Here is a 14,285-nt window from a genome sequence, read left to right as displayed (position 1 = left end):
TTGAGAGGCCCGCCGGAAGCACCGCTTTCGGCGGGCCTTCTCCGTGTCCTAACCCGCCGTCCAGGACCGCAGCTTCTCCGGATTCCTCATCGCCCAGATCCGCCGTACCTGTTCCTCCGCCACCTCGAAGGCGAGGACCGCCTCGACCCGGCCGTCCAGTTCGACGACCAGGCCCGGTTGGCCGTTGACCGTGCGTTCCGTGATGTGGAGGGTCGGGGCGGCGGTGAGCAGGTGGGTGAAGAAGTGGGCGATCTGTTCGGCGCCTTGGAGGGGGTGGGGGAGGGCGGCGACGTGGCCGCCGCCGTCGCTTGTGGCGGTGGCGTTCGGGTCGAGGAGGTGGATGAGGGCGTTGATGTCCTTGGACTGCCAGGCTTCCTTGAAGTCGCGGATCACCGCGGTGTGTCGGGGGCGCGAGGATGGGACGGGCTGGGCCTCGCGGACCCTGCGGCGGGCAGATACCGCCAGTTGGCGGCAGGCCGCAGGGGTGCGGCCGACGATCGCGGCCACGTCGGTGAAGGGGTAGCGGAAGACGTCGTGGAGGACGAAGGCCACCCGCTCGGCCGGGGTCATCGACTCCAGCAGGACGAGGAAGGCCATGGAGAGCGACTCGTCGAGGGTGACCCGGTCGGCCGGGTCCGGCGGGGGCTGCGTCAACTCCGTGCTGTCCGGCAGGGGTTCGGGGAGCCATGCGCCCACGTACCGTTCCCGCCGGGCCCGCGCCGAGCCGAGTACGTCGAGGCAGATCCGCCCGGCGACCGTCGTCAGCCAGGCACCCGGCGACCTGATCGCCGCCTGCTGCCCGGGGGACATCGCGTACCAGCGGACGTACGTCTCCTGCACCACGTCCTCGGCGTCCGCCAGGGACCCGAGGAGCCGGTACGCGAGATTGATCAGCCGGCGCCGCTCACCCATGATCGCGCTCAGGGCCGGCTCGGACGGTGTGTCCATACAGGTCGCCTCCTTCACCGGTACGACGGGACAGCGCCCCGAAAGGTGAGGTCCTCACATTCTGCGGGGCCGGGTCGTCGTGGAGATGAGACCGAGGAGGGTCCATGACCGACCTACAGACCGTTGCCGACCGTATCGAGATCCAGGTACTGCCCGGCGAGTTCAGCGACGCGGGCATGATGCGCGACTACGACCGTCTGGCGGCCCTGTTCACCGAGGACGGCGTCCTGCGGATACCCGCCGCCGACGTCCGGTTCACCGGGCCCGAGGAGATCCGCGAGGGCATCGAACGGCTGCGGAGCCGGTGGGAGTACTTCGTGCAGACCGCGCACCCGGGAGTGGTCCGGGTCGACGGCGACAGCGCGTACGGACGGGCGTACATCGTGGAGTTCGGACGGCTGCGTGACGGCACCTCGCACAGCAACCACTCCCTGTACCACGACCGCTACCGGCGCACCCCGGACGGCTGGAGGTTCACCGAACGCCTCTACGAGATCCGCTACCTCGACACCGGCGCCCTCACCGGCGCCCCACCCGAGCCGACCCGGGCGGGGTGAGCCCACAGCGAACGGGGTGTCGGAGGGGGAGCCTCCGGCAGGGCGTCCGTGTTTGTGTGAGGGCATGACCACACACACCGTCGAGTACATCCGTTACCGCATCCCGGAAGACCGCTCGGCGGAGTTCCTGTCCGCCTACACCCACGCCGCGAACCAGCTGGCGGCCGCCCCGCAGTGCGTCGACTACGAACTGGCGCGCTGCGAGGAGGACTTCGAGCACTACGTCCTGCGCATCACCTGGACCTCGACCACGGACCACCTGGAGGGGTTCCGTGAGTCGGAGCTGTTCCCGGACTTCCTCGCCGAGATCCGGCCGTACATCGCGAACATCGACGAAATGCGCCACTACAAGCCGACGACGGTCCGCGGCCGGGGCGCCGCCCTGCCCACGCTGTACGCCTGGGCGGGCGGCACCGAGGCCTTCGCCAAGCTGACCACGGTGTTCTACGAGAAGGTCCTCGCCGACGACATCCTGGCCCCGGTGTTCGAGGGCCTCGCACCCGAGCACGCCGAGCATGTCGCCCTCTGGCTCGCCGAGGTCTTCGGCGGCCCGTCCGCCTACTCCGAGACCCAGGGTGGCCACGGCCACATGGTCGCCAAGCACATGGGCCGCGGCATCACCGAACCGCAGCGCCGCCGCTGGGTGAACCTCATCCAGGACGCGGCCGACGAGGCGGGCCTGCCCACCGACGCGGAGTTCCGCTCGGCGTTCCTCGCCTACGTGGAGTGGGGCACCCGGCTCGCCGTCCACTTCTCCGGCCCGGATGCCAAGCCGCCCGCCGAGCAGCCGGTACCGAAGTGGAACTGGGGAGCGGCCCCGCCGTATCAGGGGTGAACCGGCCGTCTCACGGTGGGCCGTCTCACGGCCGCGCGGACTCCCCCGCCCGGGTCGCGTCCGCGCCCCAGCTCGCCAGCAGCCGCAGCGCCTCCGCCGACGGCGACCCCGGGTCGGCATGGTAGGTGACCAGGACCTGCTCCGAGCCGTCCGAGAGCGGGAACGACTCGAAGTTCAGGGTCAGCTCACCCACCAGGGGATGGCGCAGCTGCTTGACACCGTGGCTCTTCTCCTTGACGTCGTGCGTGGCCCACAGCCGCCTGAACTCCTCGCTCTTCACGGAGAGCTCCCCGATCAGCGCCGACAGCCGGGGATCGTCCGGGTGACAGCCCGCGGACATGCGCAGGCTGCTGACGACGTCGTACGCCTTCTGCTCCCACGGCACGAACAGCTCGCGGTACTCGGGCCTGAGAAAGACCAGCCGCGCCCAGTTCCGCTCCTGCACCGGCAGCTCCGACCAGTCCCCGAACACCGCCGCCGCCATCCGGTTCCAGGCCAGGATGTCCGCGTGCCGGCCACTGATGTACGCGGGGACCTCGATCGAGTCCACCAGCTGCCGCACGGTCCCGCGCACCTGCTCGGTCCGCGCCGTCGCCTTCTTCTTGCGCTGCTTGGGCCTGGCCAGATGGGTGAGATGCGCGTGCTCGGCGTCGGTCAGCCGCAGCGCGCGGGCGATGGCGTCCAGGACCTCCGACGAGACGTTCCGTCCGTTGCCCTGCTCCAGACGGGTGTAGTACGCCACGGACACGCCCGCCAGCTGCGCCAGCTCCTCGCGCCTGAGCCCCGGCACTCTGCGGTGCCGCCCGAAGTCCGGCAGCCCCACGTCCTCCGGCTTCAGCCGGGCCCGCCGGGTGCGCAGAAACTCGCTGAGCTCGGCACGCCGGTCCAGTGAGCCGCTTCCGGGCAGTTCCTCGGCCATCTCGGCCCTCTCGTCCATACGTCAAGTATTCATGGTCGTACGCCTGCGATCCTGTCCCCGCCAGTAGTAGGACCAGCGGACGTACGCAGAGCCGTGACCTGGGTGGATCGCGATTCATGGGGCAGGCTGGTGACCGTGCCCGGACGGATGGACAGACAGAAGGCAGCCGGGCACGGACCCCCCGCTAGGAGAACCCCCGGCATGACCACTGTCGCCGCATACGCCGCACCCGCCGCGAAGGCCCCCCTGGAGCGCACCACCATCGAGCGCCGTGCGGTCCGCGAGCACGACGTGCTGATCGACATCAAGTTCGCGGGCATCTGCCACTCCGACATCCACCAGGCCCGTGAGGGCTGGGGCGAGGCCATCTTCCCGATGGTCCCGGGCCACGAGATCGCAGGCGTCGTCTCCGAGGTCGGCCCCGGCGTCACCAAGTACAAGGTCGGCGACCGCGTGGGCGTCGGCTGCCTCGTCGACTCCTGCCGTGAGTGCGAGAACTGCAAGGCCGGCCAGGAGCAGCACTGCACCGGCGGTGGCGTCGGCACGTACAACGCCATCGGCAAGGACGGCGAGCCCACCTACGGCGGCTACTCCGAGAAGGTCGTCGTCGACGAGAACTACGTCGTCCGCATCCCGGACGGCCTCTCCCTCGACGTGGCCGCCCCGCTGCTGTGCGCCGGCATCACCACGTACTCCCCGCTCAAGCGCTGGGGCGCCGCCCCCGGCAAGAAGGTCGCCGTGATCGGCCTGGGCGGCCTTGGCCACATGGGCGTCAAGATCGCGCACGCGCTGGGCGCCGAGGTCACCGTCCTCTCCCAGTCGCTGCGCAAGAAGGACGACGGCCTCAAGCTGGGCGCCGACCACTACTACGCGACCAGCGACGAGAACACGTTCAAGGAGCTGGCCGGCTCCTTCGACCTGATCCTCTCCACGGTCTCCGCGCCCCTCGACTTCGGCGGCTACCTCGGCCTGCTCAAGGCGGGCGGCGCCCTGGTGAACGTCGGCGCCCCCGAGGAGCCGGTCTCCCTGAACCTCTTCTCCCTCATCGGCGGCAGCAAGACCCTCGCCGGTTCGGCCATCGGCGGCATCGCCGAGACCCAGGAGATGCTGGACTTCTGCGCGGGGCACGGCATCGGCGCGGAGATCGAGCTGATCGCCGCGTCCGAGATCAACGACGCGTACGAGCGCGTGGTCAACAGCGACGTGCGCTACCGCTTCGTGATCGACACGGCGACGATCTGATCCGACACCGATCGCTCAAGACGAAGGGCCCCGGCCGCGCGCCGGGGCCCTTCGGCGTACGACGGCGACCTGCGTCCCCGCCGTGACCGGTGCCGGTGGCTACGGCTGTCCGTGAGCCCTTCGGCCACGCCCCCCCTTCCGCTAGGGCCCCCCGCGCCCCCTCTCCGCTACGACCCTCCCGTCCCCGTCCCCGCCCAAGTCAGCGCACAGCCCCCCGCCGCCCCAGCAGCCACAGCAGATACGGCCCCCCGACCAGCGAGGTCAGCGCGCCCACCGGGATCTCCAGCGGAGGCAGCAGGGTCCGGGCCGCGAGATCGGCGGCGACCAGTACCACCGCGCCCGTCAACGCCGAGCACAGAAGGGGCAGTTGAGGCGTCCGGGTGAGTCGTCGGGCCAGCTGCGGTGAGGTCAGTGCGACGAACCCGATCGGTCCGGCCGCCCCGGTCGCGGTGGCGGCGAGCACGACCCCCAGCACGGTCAGCCCGAGCCGCGCCCGGTCCACCCGCACCCCGAGCGCGGCGGCGGTGTCCGGGTCCAGCCCGAGCGGTCGCGCCGCCCTGCTCGCCCACACCAGCGCGGGCAGACACAGCAGGAGTACGACGGTGAGGGGCGCCGCCTGCTCCCAGCCCCGCCCGTTGAGGCTGCCGGTGAGCCACAGCTTGACCTGCTCGGCGGCCTCCAGCTCGGAGTCGGTGAGATACAGCTGCACCACGGCCGACAGCGCGACTCCGATCCCGACCCCGGTGAGCACGAACCGGCTCGCCTGCATCCCGCGCCGCCAGGCCAGCACGTACACGAGGGCCGCCGCGAGGAGTCCGCCCACGACGGAGACGGCCGGCAGCGCGCCGGGCGAGGACACGACCCCGGTCGAGAGCGCGAGCACGGTGGCAGCGGCGGCACCGTGCCCCACGCCGATCACGTCAGGACTGGCCAGCGGATTCCGGGTGACGGTCTGGATCAGCGCCCCGGCCAGCCCGAGGGCGGCGCCCAGCAGGGCGCCGAGCGCGATGCGGGGGACACGGAGTTCGCCCACGACGAGGTCGTAGGGGCCGGTGCCGGTACGGAGGGTGTGCCACACGTCCGCGGGCGCGATGTAGGTCTGGCCGAGGGAGGCGGAGGCGGTCATGGCGGTGAGGAGGAGGCCGATGAGGGCCAGGGCGACGGCCACGGAACGACGATGCACGAGGAGGGAGACGCGGGGGTGAGGGCGGAGGACGGTCGTGGTGCGAGCACGGGCCGGTGGGGGTTGACCCTGACCGGGTGCAGTCGAAGAAAGTCCAGCCGTACCCACCCAGGGGCGCGGGGAACTGCGCGGCCGGCCACGACGCACCCGCAGCCGCGAGACCACCTGAAGTGGCACCTCCGTACGCGCACCCTCACGCCGAGCCCCCTTCACGAAACAGCCCCCCGACGCCGTACGAGAAACACCAGCACCGGCACCCCCACCAACGCCGTCATCACACCCGCCGGCACCTCCGCGGGGGCCCGCACCACCCGTCCCGCCACATCCGCCGCCACCAGCAACGCCGCCCCGAACAGCGCGGACAGCGGCAGTACCGCCCGATGCCCGCCCGACACGACCCGCCGGGCCAGATGCGGCACCGCGAGGCCCACGAACGCGATCGGTCCCGCCGCGGCCACCGCCGCCGCGGTCAGCAGCGTCGCGCCGAGCGCCGCGGACCCCCGTACCAGCGAAACCCGGTGCCCCAGCGCCCGGGCCGTCTCGTCGCCGAGGGCCAGCGCGTCGAGACCCCGGGCGCACGCCAGCACCAGCAGGGCTCCGACCAGCAGAAACGGCAGCATGCGTACGACGGTCCCGGCGTCGCGTCCGCTGAGGGAACCGACCTGCCAGAACCGGAACTGGTCCAGCGTGGCCGAACTGGACGTCAGCACCACGGTCGTCCCGCCCGCGGTCATCGCCGACAAGGCGGTTCCGGCCAGCGCCAGCTTCACCGGCGACGCCCCGCCCCGCCCGCGCGCGGCGATGCCGTACACCAGGCAGGCGGCGGCCACCGCACCGGCGAAGGCGTACCAGACGTACCCGGAGAAGCCGTCGGCGAGCCCGAGGCCGATGGCGAGTACGACGCCCGCCGCCGCGCCCTGGCTCAGCCCGAGGATGCCGGGGTCGGGGCGGGGGTTGCGGGTGACGGCCTGGAGCGCGGCGCCCGCGACACCGAGGGCGGCCCCGGCGGTGAGCCCGATCTCGGTGCGGGGCAGGCGCAGGGACCGTACGACGAGCGCGTCCGGCGAACCGCCGCCGTGCAGCAGGGCGTCCACGACGGCGGACAGCGGCACCGCGCGCGTGCCCACGGCGAGGCTGAGCACGCCGGCGGCGGCCACCGCGAGGACGGCCGCCGGCCAGGCGAGGCTTCTCGGGCTCACGCGCCGAGGTGCTCGGCGAGTTCCGAGATCACCAGACGTGCGGCGGTCGGACCGGCGTTGAGGTACCAGGGGTCGTCGTCGACCTTCACCGCCTGTCCGGCCCGCACCGCCTTCATCGACTTCCACAGCGGCCCGGCCACCACACTCGCCGCGTCAGTCCTGGACGCGTCGCCCTGCACGGAGTAGAAGATCCAGTCGCCGTCCGCGGTGTCGATGCTCTCCGCGCCGACATCCTCCGAAATGGCCTTGAACTGCTGGGACTTGGGCCGTGCGAGGCCCATGTCGACGGCGATGGACCCGGTGAAGGAGGAGACGCCGAACATCCGGGTGCGGTCCGGGGTGAAGCGGACCATGGAGACGGTCGGGTCGCCCTGGACCCGCTGCCCCTTCGTCCCGGCGTCGGCCACGATGCCGTCGAGGAGCTTCTGCGCCGCCCGGCCCTTGCCGAGCGCGTCGCCGACGAGCAGCAGGTCGCGCTTCCAGTTGATGCCGTTGCCCGCGGTGATCACGGTGGGCGCGATCTTCGAGAGCTTGGGGTAGAGGTCGCCGAGGGAGTCGTTGGCGAGGATGAGGTCGGGCTTCGCGGCGGCGAGGGTCTCCAGGTTGGGGGCCTGCCGGGTGCCCGCGTCGGTCATGCCGGCGAGCCGCTTCTTGTCCGCAGGGAAGGCGTCCGCGAGGTAGTCGGGCACGAGTCCGGCGTTGTCGGCGCGGGTGGTGGCGGTGGGGACGACACCGAGGGAGAGCAGGTCGTCGATCTGACCCGTGCTGAGCACGGCGATCCTCTTCGGCTCGCTCTTGAGCGTGGTGCTTCCCTCGAAGTGGGTGACCGTCCGCGGGAAGGTGCCGTCGGTGTCCTGGTCGGAGCCCATGCCGGCGGCGAGGGTGCTCGGGGCGGCGGAGGGGCCGGTGGAGGCGCCCATCACCGGGTTGCGGTCACCGGCGGCCTTCTTCTCGGCGCCGCTGCTGCCGCTGCCGCTGTCGGACGACGAACAGCCGGACAGCAGCCCTCCGACGACGGTCGCGGCCACGAGGGCCTTCACTGCTGCTGTACGCACTGCTGCTCCGGGAGGTACTGGTTCGCTGAGGTATTGATGCACTGCCGTCGCTTTGCTAAGGCAAGGCTTACCTTAACCGGTCCCGGAGTATCGTCGGGACGAGGAGGTCACGATGACCGTTCAGCTGAACCACACCATCGTCGCCGCACACGACAAGCACGCCTCGGCCCGCTTCCTGGCCGACATCCTGGGCCTGGAGGTGAGCCCGGAGTACGGCCCCTTCGTCCCCGTGGAGATCCCGAACGGCGTGACCCTCGACTTCGCCGACGCCTCCGGCGACATCACACCGCAGCACTACGCGTTCCTCGTCTCCGAGGGCGAGTTCGACACGATCTTCGGGCGTATCGAGGAGGCGGGGCTGACGTACTGGGCGGACCCCTTCCACCGCCGCCCCGGCGAGATCAACCGCAACGACGGCGGCCGGGGCACCTACTTCGACGACCCGAGCGGACACCGCCTGGAGATCCTCACGAGGCCGTACGGCAGCGGGAGTTGACACCCGCCCGCTCCCGCAGCCGTACGGCGTCCTGACCCGGCGGCCGGCCGAACGCGCGCCGGTACTCGCGGCTGAACTGCGACGCGCTGTCGTACCCCACCGCGAAGCCGACGGAGGCCACGTCGTCCGCACTGCTCATCAGCAGCAGCCGGGCCTCCTGGAGGCGGATGCGCTTCTGGTACTGGATCGGTGTCATCGCGGTCACCGCGCGGAAGTGCCGGTGGAAGGGCGAGACGCTCATCCCGGCCAGCCGGGCGAGATCCTCCACGCGCAGCGCGTCCGCGTGGTGGTCGCGGATCCAGTGGATCGCCCGTCCGATGTGCCGCAGCCGGCTGTCGGCCAGCCCGATCTGCCGTACCAGCGTGCCCTGTTCACCGGTGACCAGCCGCCACAGGATCTCCTTCTCGATCATCGGCGCGAGCACCGGGAGGTCGGCGGGGCGGTCGACGAGCCGCAGCATCCGCACGGTCGCGTCGACGAGTTCGGCGGGGGAGTCGCTGACGGCCAGGCCGGGAGGGGCAGTTGTGGCGGGCCTTCCCGAACCCCCGCTCTCCAGCAGCAGCGAGGCGATCCTCGACGGCTCCAGCGTCAGCCCGAACGCCAGAAACGGCTCCTCGGCACTCGCCTCGGTGTAGTGCCCGGTGACCGGCAGGTCCACCGAGACGACCAGGTACTGCCCGGTGCCGTAGTCATGGATGCGGTCCCCGAGCGTCAGCCGCTTCGAGCCCTGCGCGACCAGCGCCATCACCGGGTCGGCCATGGAGGCGGTCGGCGGGGTGGGGGCGTCGACCCGGGAGAGCAGGACGCGGTCGATGCCGGTCGGCCGGCCGGCATGGCGGGAGATCAGGTGGCGCAGCTCGTCGAGAGACACGTCTCCGATCCTGGTGAATCGAGCAGGATCGTGCAAGAGGTCGATGCGATCGCACTAACAACTGACCAGCTCACAGTGGTTCCCTCGAAGAGTCCGCGATTCCTGCGATCCCCTCCGGGAGCACTCCATGACACTCGACTCGTACGTCGGACTCGGCCGCTCCGGCCTCAAGGTGAGCCCCTTCTGCCTGGGCGCGATGAACTTCGGCGAGGACGGCGGCTTCGGCTGCGGGGTCGAGGACTCCGAGAAGATCCTCCAGACCTACCTCGACCACGGCGGCAACTTCCTCGACACCGCGAACTTCTACACCAACGGCCACTCGGAGGCGATCCTCGGCGACTTCCTCGCCGCCCGTCCCGGCCTGCGCGACCGGCTGGTCCTCGCGACCAAGTTCTACGGCAACCTCCACCTCGGCGACCCCAACGGCGGCGGCGCCGGACGCAAGGCGATCCTCGGCCAGCTGCACGAGTCGCTGCGCCGCCTGCGCACCGACCACGTCGACCTGTACTGGCTGCACAACCACGACCGCACCACCCCGGTCGAGGAGACCCTGCGCACCCTGGACGACCTGGTCACCGCGGGCAAGATCCGTCACGTCGGCTTCTCCGACACCCCGGCCTGGTTCACCGCCAAGGCCCACACCATGGCCCTGCTGCGCGGCTGGACCCCGGTCACCGCGCTCCAGATGGAGTACTCCCTGCTGGAACGCACCATCGAGGGCGAGCTGATCCCGCTCGCCCAGGACGCCGGGATGGGCGTACTGCCCTGGAGCCCCCTCAAGAGCGGCTTCCTCTCCGGGAAGTACCGCCGTGACACCGCCGTCCCCGCGGACACCCGGCGTTCGGCGGTGCTGGGCGGGCCGACCGAGGCCCAGTTCACGGTGATCGACGCGCTGATCGCCGTAGCGGAGGAGGTGGGGGCGAGCCCCGCCGCGGTGGCCCTCGCCTGGGTCCAGGCCCGCCCGGGCGTCACGTCCACCCTGATCGGCCCGCGGACCCCGGCCCACCTGGAGGCGAACCTGGCCGGCCTGTCGGTGCGCCTGACGCCGGCCCAGACCGCCGTACTGGACGAGGTCTCGACCCCCACCCTCAACTTCCCCCACGACCTCAACCAGCAGGTCGGCGCCATGCTCAAGTACGCGGGCGCCACGGTCGACGGTGTGCCGAGCGCGGTGTACCCGCCGTTGTTGCAGAGCGCGGCGCGCTACTGAGGGGCGGCTACGGAGTGCCGTTCCCGGCGAACGTCCACACGGCACGGCTGCCCGGGCCGACGGTCAGCGTCGAGTTGCCGATCCGCTCCACGTGCCGGTCCTTCACGGGCCGGTTGAGGGACATCTCTACCCGCTGGTACCCGGCTCGTTCGCGCGCGACGGCGTCGAGGCGGATCGTGGTGCCGCCGCCCTCGGCGACCACCCCACCGCCGGCCGTGTCCTTGACGGCGAATCCGCCCGCGCGCAGCAGCGGCACGGTGTCGGCGAGGTCGCCCTCGGTGAGCGCGATGCGGACCGAGGTCACGTCCCGCATCTGGTGTGTGCGGTAGTCGTCGGACAGGTAGCGTTCCCGGCCCACGTCACCGGGGAAGCTCGCCGGCTCGGTGTTGCCGCGCGGATCGGCGAAGTACTCCGGCCGGTACTCCATCGCCCACGCGCTGAAGGCGTCGTACTCGGTGGCGGTCAGGAGGGCGTCGAACCACGGCACGGGCACCCCGTCGCCGAAGTCCCGCGTCTGGAGGAACTCGATGGGGTCGGCCCCTGCGGCCTTCATCCGCTCCTCGACCGTCGCGAGATCCCCGTCCCGCTCGGTCGACACCCCCAGCCCGGCGGCCCCGAGCGTGCCGTCCGCCCCCGGAAGATCACCGACCCCGAACAACTCCAGATAGGTCTCCCGCCCCATCAGATACCGTCCGGTCCAGGTCTGCCCACCGCTGCCGGTAGTGGTGCGCACCTGGAAATTGGCGAACTCCCGCAAATACGCGGAGTGTTCGATGGCATCCGCGGTCTCCCGATCGAGAACCCCGTACGAGTGGTTGTAGAACAACAACTGCCGCCCGTACGACCCCCCACCCCCCTCTCCGGCCTGCGCCACCCCCACAGCCCCTCCGAACGCTCCGACGAGAGCCAGAGCGAACACGACGATCATCCGTAATGTCCGACGAATCAGCATGCCGGTGATCGTAGGGCGGGGTGACGGGGGGTGCGATTCGTTTTCGGTGTGGCTGAAATGGGGCTGAAATGCTTGACAGGGGGCGGGGGTTGGGGGTGCGGGCGGTGGCCCGGCGACAGCGGCTGGTTGCCCGCCGACCGTCGTCTCAAAGACCGGCGGGGTTTCGAGGCAGCCAGTCTTGATGGCTGTCACGCATCCGGTCGCGTTCCGCGGAACTCGTCGCGATGACGTCCGCGCCGCCGTCGTACGGATGGTGGATGCGGCTGAGTTCGCTGTCGGTGATGATCACTCCACTGAGTACGTCGTCCGCCACTTTGCGGAGGACACCGTCGACCGTGCCTTTCCGCCAGGGGCGGCGGTCGGCGTAGAGGTGCGTGTAGCTGTGGAGTTCGGGGTCGGGATCATCGTCGAAAGCGAGCGTCGTCCATCGGGTGCCTTGAGGGTGAGCCTGGTGCCGCTCCGGCGGGCTTTCCGGTCCGCCTCGTTCCCAGGACCAGGCCACGGTCACGACGTAGATCTCGGTGCCTGCGAAGAGTTCGTCCAGGACCGTGTTGTACCGGTGGAGAGCGATGGCGTACTCGCCCTCTGTCTGCGGGTAGCGCTTCGAGCCCGGCAGGCTGTGGAAGCGCACCCAGCGGTCACCGTAGGCAGCGCGCAGTTCGTGGGCGATGGGAGGCCCTTTCGGATACCGGCGCTGCCACAGTGCGGACAGGTGGTCCCTGTCGAGGCCGCTGCTCATCCCTCAGCCGGCGCCACACCGATCGGGCAGGAGACCCCCGTGCCGCCGATCCCGCAGTAGCCCGCCGGGTTCTTGTCCAGGTACTGCTGGTGGTACGCCTCGGCCGGGTAGAAGGTGCGGCCCTCCGCCGGCAGGATCTCGGTGCTGATCGTGCCGTGGCCGGAGGCGGTGAGGACCTGCTGGTAGGCGGCCCGGGAGGACTCGGCGATCGCGGCCTGCTCCGGGGTGTGGGTGTAGATCGCCGAGCGGTACTGCGTGCCGACGTCGTTGCCCTGGCGGAAGCCCTGCGTCGGGTCGTGGGACTCCCAGAAGGTCTTCAGGAGGCGCTCGTACGAGATGAGGGCGGGGTCGAACACCACGCGGACCGCCTCCGTGTGGCCGGTGAGGCCCGAGCAGACCTCCTCGTAGGTGGGGTTCTCGGTGTGGCCGCCCTGGTAGCCGACCAGGGTCGTCCAGACACCCGCGGGGAGCTGCCAGAACTTGCGCTCGGCGCCCCAGAAGCAGCCGAGGCCGAAGTCGGCGGTCTGGTAGCCCTCCGGGTACGGGCCGAGCAGCGGGGTGCCGAGGACGGTGTGGCGGTCGGGGACCGTGAAGATCGGCTCGGGGCGGCCCTTCAGCGCCTGCTCGGGGGTGGGCAGGACGGGCGTACGGCCGAACATCATGACGCGGACTCCTTCGTTCGTGCGCGCGTGCCGGGCATGGATGCCTGGGCGCACCGAGAACAACGTTTCCGCCCCGTCCGGCATTCCGGCAAGCCTGGAGGCAGGGGCAGGGGCAGGGGCAGGGGCAGCGCGGCAGGGGCTGGGCCTGCGTCCGGCGCCGGTCGTCGTCGCCGTGCCGGTGTCACCGCGTGGGCGCCATCGCACCCGCGTCCCCCGCACCCACGTCCCTCACACCCGCGTCCCCCTCACTGCGTCAACGTCGCCGGACTCCCCCCGTTCGCCTCGTACCCCGCCACCGCGAGCGCCCGGTATACCGCGAACTCCGCGGCCGGGTCGGCGGACAGGGTCCAGGGGAGGGCTCCGACGTGGCCGTCGATGTGGACGAGCTGGTTCATCGCCTCGGCCCAGCGCTCTCCGCGGACCAGGAAGAAGACCAGCAGATGGCGGACGTGGGCCAGCATCGGGTCGTCCGCGCGGGCCGAGTGGACCGCGTGCAGCGCGCCGTGGATCGCCTTGGTGACGACCTCGCTCTGGTAGAAGCCACTGACCAGGTTCACCTCGGGCAGGTGCTCGAAGACTGCGAACAGAGGCATCGCGGCGAGCAGCGAGCCGTGCGGGGCGCGGGCGGCGGCCGCCTCGGCGAAGCCGTACGCCAGCTCCCGCGAGCCGTGCCACTTCTCGCACCAGTAGTGCAGCGCGGCCAGATGCGCGCCCATGTGGGCCGGGGCGCGGTCCAGGATCTTCAGCCACAGCTGCTCGAACTCCGGCTGCGAATAGGCCAGTCCACGCGCGACGGAGAGTTCGACGATGTACGGGATCGGGTCGCCGGGGGCGAGCAGGGCCGCCGCGCCGCAGGCCGCCTTGGCCTCCTCCATGATGATCCGGAACTCGTCCGTGCCCGGCGTCGAGGTCCGCCACGCCTGCTGCACCAGGAACTCCGCGTGCACGGCCGCGCCGCCCGCGTCCTTGGGCTGCTCGGCCCGCCACACCCGCAGCCACTGCCCGCCCGGCGAGTCGCTGACCCCGCCCGGCCGCTGCTGGAGCTCCAGCGAGGCCGCCCCGGCGAAGGCCTGCACCCGCTGCCAGCGCGGCTCGCCCTCCCGCTCGGTGCCGGCGAGCAGCTGCGAGGCCGCCTTGTAGTCCTGGGTGCGCTGCACCAGGTCCAGCACGTCCAGCAGGTCCTGGTCGGGACCGGGCATCCGGACGTCCAGCTCCTCCTGGCGTACGAAGCCGTAGTCCGCCGGGTCCGCGGCGTCCGGGTGGCCCGCCGGCACCTGTTCGATCCCGCCCCGCCTGCGCCGCAGGAACGGGAGCAGGACGAAGCCCAGCAGGAGCACCGCCATCAGGACCCAGAGAATTTCCATGCCTCAAGGGTTCCAGACGCCGCCGACAATTGACCAACCCGCCCACCCGCCCT

General features: G+C 71.2%; 15 protein-coding genes. 5 read left to right on the top strand and 10 right to left on the bottom strand.

Annotated elements, in window-relative coordinates; translation table 11 throughout:
• Nucleotides 1–48: 48 nt before the first annotated feature.
• Nucleotides 49–948 (bottom strand): RNA polymerase sigma factor SigJ, encoded by a 900-nt coding sequence (gene sigJ / locus G3I78_RS11555; RefSeq protein WP_164423225.1) that lies wholly within the window; start codon nt 946–948, stop codon nt 49–51.
• 104 nt (nt 949–1,052) lie between these two features.
• On the opposite strand from sigJ, the gene G3I78_RS11550 reads away from it, so the two are divergent.
• Entirely contained in the window at nt 1,053–1,505 is a 453-nt protein-coding gene (locus tag G3I78_RS11550) for a nuclear transport factor 2 family protein (RefSeq protein WP_164423223.1), read from the top strand.
• Between the two features lie 64 nt (nt 1,506–1,569).
• Nucleotides 1,570–2,340, top strand: coding sequence for an antibiotic biosynthesis monooxygenase (locus tag G3I78_RS11545; protein ID WP_164423221.1), 771 nt, complete (start codon nt 1,570–1,572; stop codon nt 2,338–2,340).
• 25 nt (nt 2,341–2,365) lie between these two features.
• Here the strand turns inward: G3I78_RS11545 and G3I78_RS11540 are convergent, their stop codons facing one another.
• Complete coding sequence (locus G3I78_RS11540) at nt 2,366–3,277, bottom strand: helix-turn-helix transcriptional regulator (RefSeq protein WP_164423219.1); 912 nt, start codon at nt 3,275–3,277, stop codon at nt 2,366–2,368.
• Between the two features lie 183 nt (nt 3,278–3,460).
• On the opposite strand from G3I78_RS11540, the gene G3I78_RS11535 reads away from it, so the two are divergent.
• Nucleotides 3,461–4,501, top strand: coding sequence for an NAD(P)-dependent alcohol dehydrogenase (locus G3I78_RS11535; RefSeq protein ID WP_164423217.1), 1,041 nt, complete (start codon nt 3,461–3,463; stop codon nt 4,499–4,501).
• A 199-nt stretch (nt 4,502–4,700) separates the two neighbouring features.
• On the opposite strand, the gene G3I78_RS11530 is transcribed toward G3I78_RS11535, so the two are convergent.
• From G3I78_RS11530 to G3I78_RS11520, 3 genes are all read right to left on the bottom strand, one after another.
• Nucleotides 4,701–5,684 carry an iron ABC transporter permease gene (locus tag G3I78_RS11530; RefSeq protein WP_343243721.1) on the bottom strand — a complete coding sequence of 328 codons (984 nt, stop codon included), beginning with the start codon at nt 5,682–5,684 and terminating at the stop codon, nt 4,701–4,703.
• Between the two features lie 209 nt (nt 5,685–5,893).
• Nucleotides 5,894–6,883: an iron ABC transporter permease gene (locus G3I78_RS11525; protein ID WP_164423215.1), complete on the bottom strand. Its 990-nt coding sequence runs from the start codon at nt 6,881–6,883 to the stop codon at nt 5,894–5,896.
• The gene (locus tag G3I78_RS11520) at nt 6,880–7,938 is read right to left on the bottom strand and encodes an iron-siderophore ABC transporter substrate-binding protein (RefSeq protein ID WP_164423213.1); all 1,059 of its coding nucleotides are present in this window, start codon (nt 7,936–7,938) and stop codon (nt 6,880–6,882) included. The genes G3I78_RS11525 and G3I78_RS11520 overlap by 4 nt, the downstream gene beginning before the upstream one ends.
• A gap of 112 nt (nt 7,939–8,050) precedes the next feature.
• On the opposite strand from G3I78_RS11520, the gene G3I78_RS11515 reads away from it, so the two are divergent.
• The gene (locus tag G3I78_RS11515; protein ID WP_164423211.1) at nt 8,051–8,434 is read left to right on the top strand and encodes a VOC family protein; all 384 of its coding nucleotides are present in this window, start codon (nt 8,051–8,053) and stop codon (nt 8,432–8,434) included.
• Here the strand turns inward: G3I78_RS11515 and G3I78_RS11510 are convergent.
• Nucleotides 8,406–9,305 (bottom strand): AraC family transcriptional regulator, encoded by a 900-nt coding sequence (locus tag G3I78_RS11510; protein WP_164423209.1) that lies wholly within the window; start codon nt 9,303–9,305, stop codon nt 8,406–8,408. The two genes, G3I78_RS11515 and G3I78_RS11510, sit on opposite strands and share 29 nt — an antisense overlap.
• 127 nt (nt 9,306–9,432) lie before the next feature.
• Between G3I78_RS11510 and G3I78_RS11505 the strand changes: the two genes are divergently transcribed.
• The gene (locus G3I78_RS11505; protein WP_164423207.1) at nt 9,433–10,515 is read left to right on the top strand and encodes an aldo/keto reductase; all 1,083 of its coding nucleotides are present in this window, start codon (nt 9,433–9,435) and stop codon (nt 10,513–10,515) included.
• A 7-nt stretch (nt 10,516–10,522) separates the two neighbouring features.
• Here the strand turns inward: G3I78_RS11505 and G3I78_RS11500 are convergent, their stop codons facing one another.
• The 4 genes from G3I78_RS11500 to G3I78_RS11485 form a co-directional block, all read right to left on the bottom strand.
• Entirely contained in the window at nt 10,523–11,443 is a 921-nt protein-coding gene (locus G3I78_RS11500; RefSeq protein ID WP_164423204.1) for a DUF5829 family protein, read from the bottom strand.
• A gap of 169 nt (nt 11,444–11,612) precedes the next feature.
• Complete coding sequence (locus tag G3I78_RS11495; protein WP_239157773.1) at nt 11,613–12,206, bottom strand: hypothetical protein; 594 nt, start codon at nt 12,204–12,206, stop codon at nt 11,613–11,615.
• The gene (gene msrA / locus G3I78_RS11490; protein WP_164423202.1) at nt 12,203–12,868 is read right to left on the bottom strand and encodes a peptide-methionine (S)-S-oxide reductase MsrA; all 666 of its coding nucleotides are present in this window, start codon (nt 12,866–12,868) and stop codon (nt 12,203–12,205) included. The genes G3I78_RS11495 and msrA overlap by 4 nt, the downstream gene beginning before the upstream one ends.
• A 245-nt stretch (nt 12,869–13,113) precedes the next feature.
• Nucleotides 13,114–14,232, bottom strand: a complete 1,119-nt coding sequence (locus G3I78_RS11485) for a hypothetical protein (protein WP_164423200.1) — start codon at nt 14,230–14,232, stop codon at nt 13,114–13,116.
• Nucleotides 14,233–14,285 lie beyond the last annotated feature (53 nt).

Origin of the sequence: Streptomyces sp. SID13726, from assembly GCF_010548375.1 — a bacterium.
Classification (GTDB): Bacteria; Actinomycetota; Actinomycetes; order Streptomycetales; family Streptomycetaceae; genus Streptomyces.
This window is presented reverse-complemented; position numbering and strand designations above follow the sequence as displayed.

What these genes read in the sequence shown, in the direction of transcription:
- G3I78_RS11545 (WP_164423221.1), top strand. Translation starts at nt 1,570, where the DNA reads ATGACCACACACACCGTCGAGTACATCCGTTACCGCATCCCGGAAGAC.
- G3I78_RS11540 (WP_164423219.1), bottom strand. Translation starts at nt 3,277, where the DNA reads ATGGACGAGAGGGCCGAGATGGCCGAGGAACTGCCCGGAAGCGGCTCA.
- sigJ (WP_164423225.1), bottom strand. Translation starts at nt 948, where the DNA reads ATGGACACACCGTCCGAGCCGGCCCTGAGCGCGATCATGGGTGAGCGG.
- G3I78_RS11535 (WP_164423217.1), top strand. Translation starts at nt 3,461, where the DNA reads ATGACCACTGTCGCCGCATACGCCGCACCCGCCGCGAAGGCCCCCCTG.
- G3I78_RS11505 (WP_164423207.1), top strand. Translation starts at nt 9,433, where the DNA reads ATGACACTCGACTCGTACGTCGGACTCGGCCGCTCCGGCCTCAAGGTG.
- G3I78_RS11500 (WP_164423204.1), bottom strand. Translation starts at nt 11,443, where the DNA reads ATGATCGTCGTGTTCGCTCTGGCTCTCGTCGGAGCGTTCGGAGGGGCT.
- G3I78_RS11550 (WP_164423223.1), top strand. Translation starts at nt 1,053, where the DNA reads ATGACCGACCTACAGACCGTTGCCGACCGTATCGAGATCCAGGTACTG.
- G3I78_RS11515 (WP_164423211.1), top strand. Translation starts at nt 8,051, where the DNA reads ATGACCGTTCAGCTGAACCACACCATCGTCGCCGCACACGACAAGCAC.
- msrA (WP_164423202.1), bottom strand. Translation starts at nt 12,868, where the DNA reads ATGATGTTCGGCCGTACGCCCGTCCTGCCCACCCCCGAGCAGGCGCTG.
- G3I78_RS11485 (WP_164423200.1), bottom strand. Translation starts at nt 14,232, where the DNA reads ATGGAAATTCTCTGGGTCCTGATGGCGGTGCTCCTGCTGGGCTTCGTC.
- G3I78_RS11495 (WP_239157773.1), bottom strand. Translation starts at nt 12,206, where the DNA reads ATGAGCAGCGGCCTCGACAGGGACCACCTGTCCGCACTGTGGCAGCGC.